Source organism: Armatimonadota bacterium (assembly GCA_039679645.1).
Taxonomy (GTDB): domain Bacteria; phylum Armatimonadota; class UBA5829; order UBA5829; family UBA5829; genus UBA5829.
Genome location: JBDKUO010000016.1, coordinates 50,163 through 58,433, shown reverse-complemented (window position 1 = coordinate 58,433; position 8,271 = coordinate 50,163). Strand labels below are relative to the sequence as shown.

Genomic DNA, 8,271 nt, shown 5'->3' with positions numbered 1-8,271 from the left:
AATTCAAATCGTCAAGAAACTCACGAAGTGAGGATTAGCAGGAAAGGGCTTCCCAGAAGTTTAATGACATCTGAGACGTGCCGATAACGCTAATTCTGCTCGACTTTCGATTTTTGAGACAGCCTCTAAAATCCCGGACCATCAGCATCAGCTATCGGATCTGCTCTCTTCGATTTCGCCCTTTCGTGTTTTCGCGATTAAGCTCCTTCCGTGACCAGAAAAAATATCGAACATGCGTGCGCCTAAATGGTTGTATGGCAGCACCCGGCGTGATAGAATAGGTTAGCTAAAATTTCATGATGTAGAGAGTAAAATGGGTCAAGATAAGATAATCGTTAGGGGCGCAAGGCAGAATAACCTCAAAAATATAAATGTCGATATACCGCGCGATAAGATGGTGGTCATCACGGGTCTCTCGGGCTCCGGCAAGTCGTCTCTCGCGTTCGATACCATATATGCGGAGGGTCAGAGGCGGTATGTGGAGTCCCTCTCGAGCTATGCGCGGCAGTTCCTCGGGCAGATGGACAAACCGGATGTTGACGATATCCAGGGCCTTTCTCCAGCCGTCTCAATAGATCAGAAGTCCACCACTCGAAATCCGCGATCTACCGTAGGCACGGTCACTGAGATATACGACTACCTGCGATTGCTATTCGCACGGATCGGACACCCGCATTGCCCACAGTGCGGCCGTGAGATCACGCAGCAGACTGTCGAGCAGATGGTCGATACGATAATGGCTCTGCCCGAGGGGACCAAGATTCAGGTCCTCGCGCCACTCGTGCGCGGCAAGAAAGGTCATTACAGGAAGCTGATAGAGGACGTGCGCAAGGAGGGCTTCGTGCGCGTGCGCGTCGACGGTGAGATGCATGAGGTTACCGACGACATTGAGATGGACCGCTATAAGCAGCACACCATAGAGATAGTTGTGGATAGGCTGATCGTGAAGGACGGTATCCAGAAGCGTCTCAATGACTCTGTCGAGACTGCCTTGAAGAAGGGCAACGGCGTGCTGGGAATAGATGTAGCAGACGAGGAGGAGATGATCTTCTCCGAAAATTTCGCCTGCACCGAGTGCGGGATCAGCATGGGTGAGGTCGAGCCTAGGATTTTTTCATTCAACACCCCCTATGGCGCATGCCCTGAGTGCAACGGCCTCGGAAATCACAAGCGTCTGAACCCGGACCTCATCATACCGGACAAGGGCAAGTCGATTGATCAGGGAGCGATTGTCCCGTTCTCACGCGGCACGCATGAATGGATCACCGCTCTTTTCAAAGGCCTTGCCGCCGAGTTGGGGTTCTCTCTCAAGAAGCCAATAAAAGATTTAACGGATGTCCAATATGATGCGCTGCTGCATGGGACGGACAGACCGATAACCGTCACCTATGCCAGCCGGTTCCGCGGGTCCACCCGAACGTATCGCACCCACTTCGAGGGGATCATCAACCTTATGCAGAGGCGCTACTCCGAGACCGGCTCCGATATGGTCAAGGAAGAGGTCGAGCACTATATGTCCGAGATTCCATGCTCCACATGCGGCGGCAAACGTCTCAAACCGGAGAGCCTGGCGGTCACTATCGGCGGGCTGAATATCTCGGAGGTAGCCAACAAATCCATCGGCGCGACATATGACTGGTTCAGCACGCTCCACCTCACCCGGCGTGAGACGATCATAGGTGAGCAGATCATCAAGGAGATACGCGCGCGGCTCAAGTTTTTGCTGGATGTTGGGCTTGAATACCTGACGCTCGATCGCACAGCCGCCACCCTGGCAGGCGGGGAAGCTCAGCGGATCAGGCTCGCGACTCAGATCGGCAGCGGGCTGATGGGCGTTCTCTATATACTAGACGAGCCGAGCATCGGGCTTCACCAGCGAGACAACAAGCGGCTGATCGAAACACTGCTGCGCCTGCGCGACCTCGGCAACACGATTATCGTGGTCGAGCACGACGAGGAGACCATAGAGGCGGCTGACTGGATAATCGATATCGGACCCGGAGCCGGTGAGCACGGCGGAGAAGTGGTGGCTGAAGGCACGCTAGATAAGATCAAGAAATCGGAAGAATCTTATACAGGTATGTATATGTCTGGCAAACTTTCTATACCAGTACCTGAACAGCGCCGGAAGCCCAATGGCAAGTGGATTAAGATCAACGGTGCGCGCGCTCATAACCTCCAAAACGTCGATGCGGCGTTCCCGATGGGGGTCTTTGTATGCGTGACGGGTGTATCGGGGTCGGGCAAGAGCACGCTTATCCAGGAGACTCTCTTTCCACGACTGATGTATGCCATTGAGGGGACGCATCGGGTCTGGGGCGAGCACGACAGCGTAGAAGGGCTTGAGAATATAGACAAAGTGATTGATATCGATCAGTCGCCGATTGGCCGCACGCCCCGCTCGAACCCGGCGACATACACGGGCGTCTTCGACATGATCCGTGAACTCTTCAGCAAGACCCCTGATGCCAAGGTGCGCGGTTACCAGCCTGGACGCTTCAGCTTCAACGTCAAAGGCGGCAGGTGCGAGGCGTGCAAAGGCGACGGGATCATCAAGATAGAGATGCAGTTCCTGCCGGATGTTTACGTGCCGTGCGAGGTCTGCAAGGGCAAGCGATATAACCGCGAAACCCTGGAAATAAAATATAAGGGTAAGAGCATAGCTGACGTGCTGGATATGACGGTGAGCCAGGCGACTGAGTTCTTCAAGCACATACCCAAAATTCATCGCCGGTTGGCGACAATCCACGATGTCGGGCTTGACTACATCCGCATGGGCCAGCCCGCGACCACTCTCTCGGGTGGTGAGGCTCAACGCGTGAAGCTTGCTACTGAGCTAGCCAAGCGTGCCACAGGCAAGACCCTCTATATCCTGGACGAGCCGACTACCGGCCTGCACTTCCACGATATTAAGAAGCTCCTTGAGGTCCTTGGGCGGCTGGTCGATGCGGGGAATACGATCCTGGTGATCGAGCACAACATGGACGTGATTAAGACAGCCGATTACATTATAGACCTCGGGCCCGAAGGCGGAGACAAGGGCGGTACGATTGTCGCCACAGGTACACCCGAGCAAGTCGCAGAGGTGCCGGAAAGCTACACCGGGCAGTTTTTGAGGAAGATGCTTGCAAATAAGTAGAGAGTTGAGGGTGGAGGGTGGAGAGTTCGGAAGGGAAAGGCACCTGAATTAATGTCGAATTGGGGACCCAAGTCCCGGACACATGCGTCGGGGGTTCAAACCCCCAACGATCAGCAATATAGTCAAAACGAACTGAGCGTGAAATTTTAAATTTTGAGCGTGGGCAGTTCGTTTTGGCTGTTTTTTTATATATGCAATTTCTTACCTTTGCAGTGATGCTTCGAGAGCGTATTCTCCGAAGCGGCTGCACGGGGCTTCGGGACATTCGTCCGCGAAGCATCTGCATGAAAAAGTACCTCCATAATTATAAGACGGCAACTCGCCTAAAATGTGGTTAACAGGTCATGATATTTCAGTTAAATGTTGTTCACGGGTGGTGGACGCGCCTTGTGCTAATGTTAATGTTGACAGCCCGGCTGGTTGCGGATAGAATGCGGGTGAGGTTGTTTCTGTAATGTAAGGCTGTGAGTTCGGCGGCTTCGGCAGCGAGGTTGGTGGAGATTGGTTGGCTGCGTGAGACTGGATGCTACCGAAGATTCTATAGTTTATGTCAAGGCCGTACTCACCCTATTTGCATCAAATGTGGTGCCATACTTGTGGATTGACCAGGCACACCTTGCGATCTTGCGCGCTATCACGAGCAGCGCCTGCACCTTCTTTAAGCCGCGAGCCAGACACTGCTCGTAGATCGGCTTCCAAACTTTACTGGTGACAGCCGAAAAGGCTGCATTGTATATTTATCTGCGTTATAGCGTACATTGACAACAAAATAGCGTTGCATGCCACAATGTACCCAAAGTCAGCCGCAGTGGCGAGTATTACTACTTCTACGATGGCCTGGGTAGTACCCGGACAATAACGGATTCCACCGGTACGCCGGTTGCTCAGTATGTTTACGATCCTTATGGTAAGCTATCTACCGAATCCGTAGACGGAGCGACACGGAGCGACATGGAACAGTTTCTTCACCGGCCAAATGCTGGACCGCACCACCAAGTTGATTGTCCGGGGAACCTTTCCCCGGACGCACATCTAGGGGGAATCATTTCCCCTAAATACCTATTGCAACCACACATTCTGAAGGAGTTCCAGAGCATCTCGGCAGACAGGTAATCCAGAAGTGGCGAGTCATGCAGCAGCTTTGTCAAGCTGATAAATTGCGCAGGCTTCGATACTAACATTTTCGTGAGTTTGTCAGGTGGTGTGCTTGATGCCGTTCCCGAAGCATAAAATGTTGATTGAAAGTTAATTTGCAGGGAAAGATTCCCCGGACTATCGAGACTATCGAAATCGTTTGCGCATTTGAATAGGGATCATAGTCCCGGATACATGCATCGGGGGTTCAAACCCCCGATGATCTGTGTACAATATTGATATGCGCATATGGTTCGTGTCCGTAACAGAACTCGACGATCGTCACTTGCTCGGCGAACACCTGGAACTGCATGTCATGGCTAATGAGCTGATATCACCGGGTGGGGGATGGCGCAATCATCCGGCAGTCAGGCTCTTCAGGGGCAAACTCGGCGCGCTATACAGGCGGCATGAGGCGCAAGTAGCCGAGATGCAAAGGCGAGGATTCACGGGACACAAGACGCCTTTCCCGGTCGAGAAAATCCCACCCGATCAGATGGACACAGAGGTGGATATTACCGCCGAGATGCTTGAAAAAGACCGCCATGATCTAGCCTATCGTAACAGGCTGTCTGAGGATCATGGCGGCCTTAGTTGGCGTAAAGTTACGCAGAAAACCAGCCGGCAACCTTAACGACTGCTTCCACTGTCTCTTCCAGGTCCTTGTCAGTGAAGTTCTCATTGACCGGCAGCGTGATGGCAGTATCCAAAACAGATTCAGCTACAGGACACATTCCCTTGCAGTAGCTCACCCTTGCAAATGGGTGGTCGCCGTGATCGAATGCGCTGTGGTCTGCAAATAATGGGTATTCGTATACGCACTGGGCTATATAATGCGCGCCCGCTCCGAGTCCTTCAGCCTGCAGAGCTTTTGCAAACTCATCGGCATCTGCCTTGAGCGCATTCTGATCGATCCTGAACATAAAGAACCACCACGATGGGTCGCATTTGTCAGTCGGCTTCGGGGTGAGGATTCCCTTTACATCTGACAATCGTTCATTTAGCTTTGTGGCCCAGGCTCTGCGCCTGGAGACTATGCTTTCCAGCTTGTAGCTCTGGGCAAGAGCTACGGCACCCTGAAGTTCGGTCATTCTATAGTTGTTTGCAAGGAAGAATGCCCGGCGCATGGCTTTGCCTGGCTCGCGGTCGTAGCATTTATCGGTTGAGAGGCGAAGGCGGCGGGCCAGATTGTCGTCGTTGGTGACAACAACGCCGCCGTCGCCACAGGATATATGCTTGAACTCATTGAGGCTGAAGCAGCCGATATCGCCGATACTGCCGATATATTTTCCGTCATACGTGCAGCCCCAGGCCTGAGCGCAGTCCTCGATAAGAAAAATGCCATGTTTGTCGCACAGCGATTTCATTGCATCAAGGTCGCATGCGTTGCCCCAAAGGTGGACCGCCAGGACCGCGCGGGTTTTATCCGTGATGCACTTTTCTACCGACTTCGGGTCCATGACATATGAGCGAGGGTCGACATCGGCGAAGACAGGCACCGCTCCCTGCCAGAGTATCGGAACAAGGGAGCCCATGTCGGTGATGGGGGTGACAATCACCTCATCGTCCGGCGATATACCGGCGGCCATTATGGCAGTATGTATGCTGGCAGTGCCGCTGCTAGTGGCGACGGCGTGTTTTGTTCCTGTGATCCGGGCAAAGTGCTGTTCCATATCATGGACTTTATTGCCTTGAGCGTAAAAGAGTGTTCCCTGATCCAGAGCTTCCCGGAGCTGGCTGAGCTCTTCCTCGACATATCTCTTGCCGGAGCCGTAAGGCTCGCTCTTAGCAGGTGCTCCGCCTGCTATTGCCGGAAGATGATTGTTAGCTGTTTCATTAGAACACTTCATTGGTTTACTACCTTCTTACTTATTATTAAGTGGAACAAGTTTTAATGCATTACCGGAGTAGATTTGATTTGTCACTTCTTTGGGCAGATCGAGAGAGTTAATGAACTCCTGGTGCTTGTTGTCGAAATAATCGCGAGCATACAATATCCTGTCGCTGTAGTCGATCAGGAACTGTCGACCGAACTCGGGGTCTCGGCTGAGAGCGTTGCAGCCTGAGCCGCTGGATATATCGCAATACAGGTTCGGGTAAGTATCAAGCATATCTATGAGCTTTCCACCAGGCTCCACCTTGCCAGTGGGGTAGGGCTCTTTGTCGAACTTGTCATCGCCTGATATGTGCGCCCAGAAGCCTGGAGCATGTCCGAGGAATATCGTGTCCGGGCAGGCTTTTACTGCCCTTTCCAGCGCTTCGATGCCGCCGCCGTACCAGTAGTTTGGGCGCGGGTATTTGGCGTATGTCTCGAACTCATAGTCCAAGTGGACAATCACCGGCAGCCCCTTCTCGCCGCAGAACCGGAACATGCGCAGGGCATCGGGGTTGTCATACATCATCCTGAACTTCAACTCGCCGCATATGCGCACTCCATAGATTCGGATAGCCGCATCGAGTTTGTCTATGGCGTCGGGCTTTCGAGGGTCGGGTGTATAGCCAAGGATGAACCTGCCCGGCGCCCGTTCGGCATAAGAGATGCACCTGTCGAAGGAGATGGCGCAATCGGTGCCGGCTTCAGGTGGAAGCACAGGCAAAAACGCCGGGTCATGCTCATCTGCCGGTGTTTCCCACGAGAGCAGCCATGTAATATCAATATTGTGATCATCCATGTTTTTCAGGAAACGGTCCAGATTGTGACCGTGCCAGTCAGGATGATTGTGCGCGTCTATTATCATTACTCTATTCCTACCTCAATGCTGATCGTCCGGGGTATTCTTGCCACGGACGTGATTTGTGAGGGTCGGCGTTTCGGGCAAGAATGCCCGAGAAGAGTGGTTGGGGGCAGGAATACCCCCAACCATCATGTTTCCGAGCCTCCGCAGTTCTATTTGAGAGGTAATGTTACGGGCATTCCTGTCTTAGACGATTTGTAGATTGCCAGTATCAGCTCGACTGCCTTGCGAGCCTCCTCGCCCGTTACCATCGGGTCGCGGTCTTCCTGTATTGCGCGGACGAAGTCCTGTATTATAATACGATGGCCTTCCTTAAAGATGTCCGTCGGGTTAGATGCGGCCGTATCTTTTGTGTCGTCGCCGCTCTCGGACATTTCTTCCCCTGGGACGCTCCACTCAATAATCTGCTCTCCCTCGACTCGTATGCTGCCCTTATCGCCGTGAAACTCGAGCCGGTGGTTGAGCCCGGGGTTAACGGACGTGGTGCCTTCGAGCACACCGAACGCGCCGTTTGCAAACTTGATCGCAGCAACGGCGGTATCTTCGACCTCAATATTGCGCACAAGCGGCGCTGCATGCGCGTAGATACTCTCGATAGGCCCCATTATCCAGTTGAGCAGGTCTATGCAGTGGACGCCCTGGTTCATTAAAGCTCCGCCGCCGTCTAGCTCCCAGGTGCCGCGCCAGTCGCCTGAATCGTAGTATTCCTGGCTTCGATAGTATTTGATATATGCATCGCCCAGGACCATCTTGCCGAGCTTGCCGCCGCGCACCGCATCCCTGACCTTGATCCAGTTTTGGGATGTTCTCCTCTGGAAGACCCCGCCCAGCTTAACATTTGCCTTATGGCAGGCCTCTATCAGCGCGTCGATATTTTCGAGTTTAATATCCATCGGCTTTTCGGATAAGACATGCTTGCCTGCTTTTGCCGCGTCTATTCCTATCTTGGCATGCAGACCGGATGGTATGCATATGCAGACTGCGTCTACCTCCGGGTCGGCAAGCAGTTCTTTATAATCTGTATAAACCTTCGGGCTGCCGTTCTTCTCTGCGAGAGCTTCGGCCTTTTCTTTAATGATATCGCAGACCGCGACCAGTCCGGCTCCCTCCGAACCTTCTATGCCGAATGCATGCCACGGCGCAATCACACCGCAGCCTATTATGCCGAACCTTACTTCATTGCTTTCCACTGTTTATTATCCTTCTATAGATTGCGCCACTCAACTCCCTCTCCTGGGGGAGAGGGCGCAACCCGATTTTATA

5 protein-coding genes are annotated in these 8,271 nt (G+C 53.1%); 2 read left to right on the top strand and 3 right to left on the bottom strand.

The window, feature by feature from the left end:
• Positions 1-313 precede the first annotated feature (313 nt).
• Both uvrA and ABFD83_03710 read left to right on the top strand, forming a co-directional pair.
• Entirely contained in the window at positions 314-3,139 is a 2,826-nt protein-coding gene (gene uvrA, locus ABFD83_03715; protein MEN6356174.1) for an excinuclease ABC subunit UvrA, read from the top strand.
• Positions 3,140-4,514: 1,375 nt separating this feature from the next.
• Positions 4,515-4,907 (top strand): pyrimidine dimer DNA glycosylase/endonuclease V, encoded by a 393-nt coding sequence (locus ABFD83_03710; GenBank protein MEN6356173.1) that lies wholly within the window; start codon positions 4,515-4,517, stop codon positions 4,905-4,907.
• On the opposite strand, the gene ABFD83_03705 is transcribed toward ABFD83_03710, so the two are convergent.
• The 3 genes from ABFD83_03705 to ABFD83_03695 form a co-directional block, all read right to left on the bottom strand.
• A complete protein-coding gene (locus ABFD83_03705; GenBank protein ID MEN6356172.1) occupies positions 4,879-6,123 on the bottom strand; it encodes a DegT/DnrJ/EryC1/StrS family aminotransferase in 1,245 nt (414 codons plus the stop codon). The two genes, ABFD83_03710 and ABFD83_03705, sit on opposite strands and share 29 nt — an antisense overlap.
• Before the next feature lie 15 nt (positions 6,124-6,138).
• Positions 6,139-7,011: an amidohydrolase family protein gene (locus tag ABFD83_03700; GenBank protein ID MEN6356171.1), complete on the bottom strand. Its 873-nt coding sequence runs from the start codon at positions 7,009-7,011 to the stop codon at positions 6,139-6,141.
• 149 nt (positions 7,012-7,160) lie between these two features.
• On the bottom strand, positions 7,161-8,198 hold the full coding sequence (locus ABFD83_03695; protein ID MEN6356170.1) for a Gfo/Idh/MocA family oxidoreductase: 1,038 nt from the start codon (positions 8,196-8,198) through the stop codon (positions 7,161-7,163).
• Positions 8,199-8,271 lie beyond the last annotated feature (73 nt).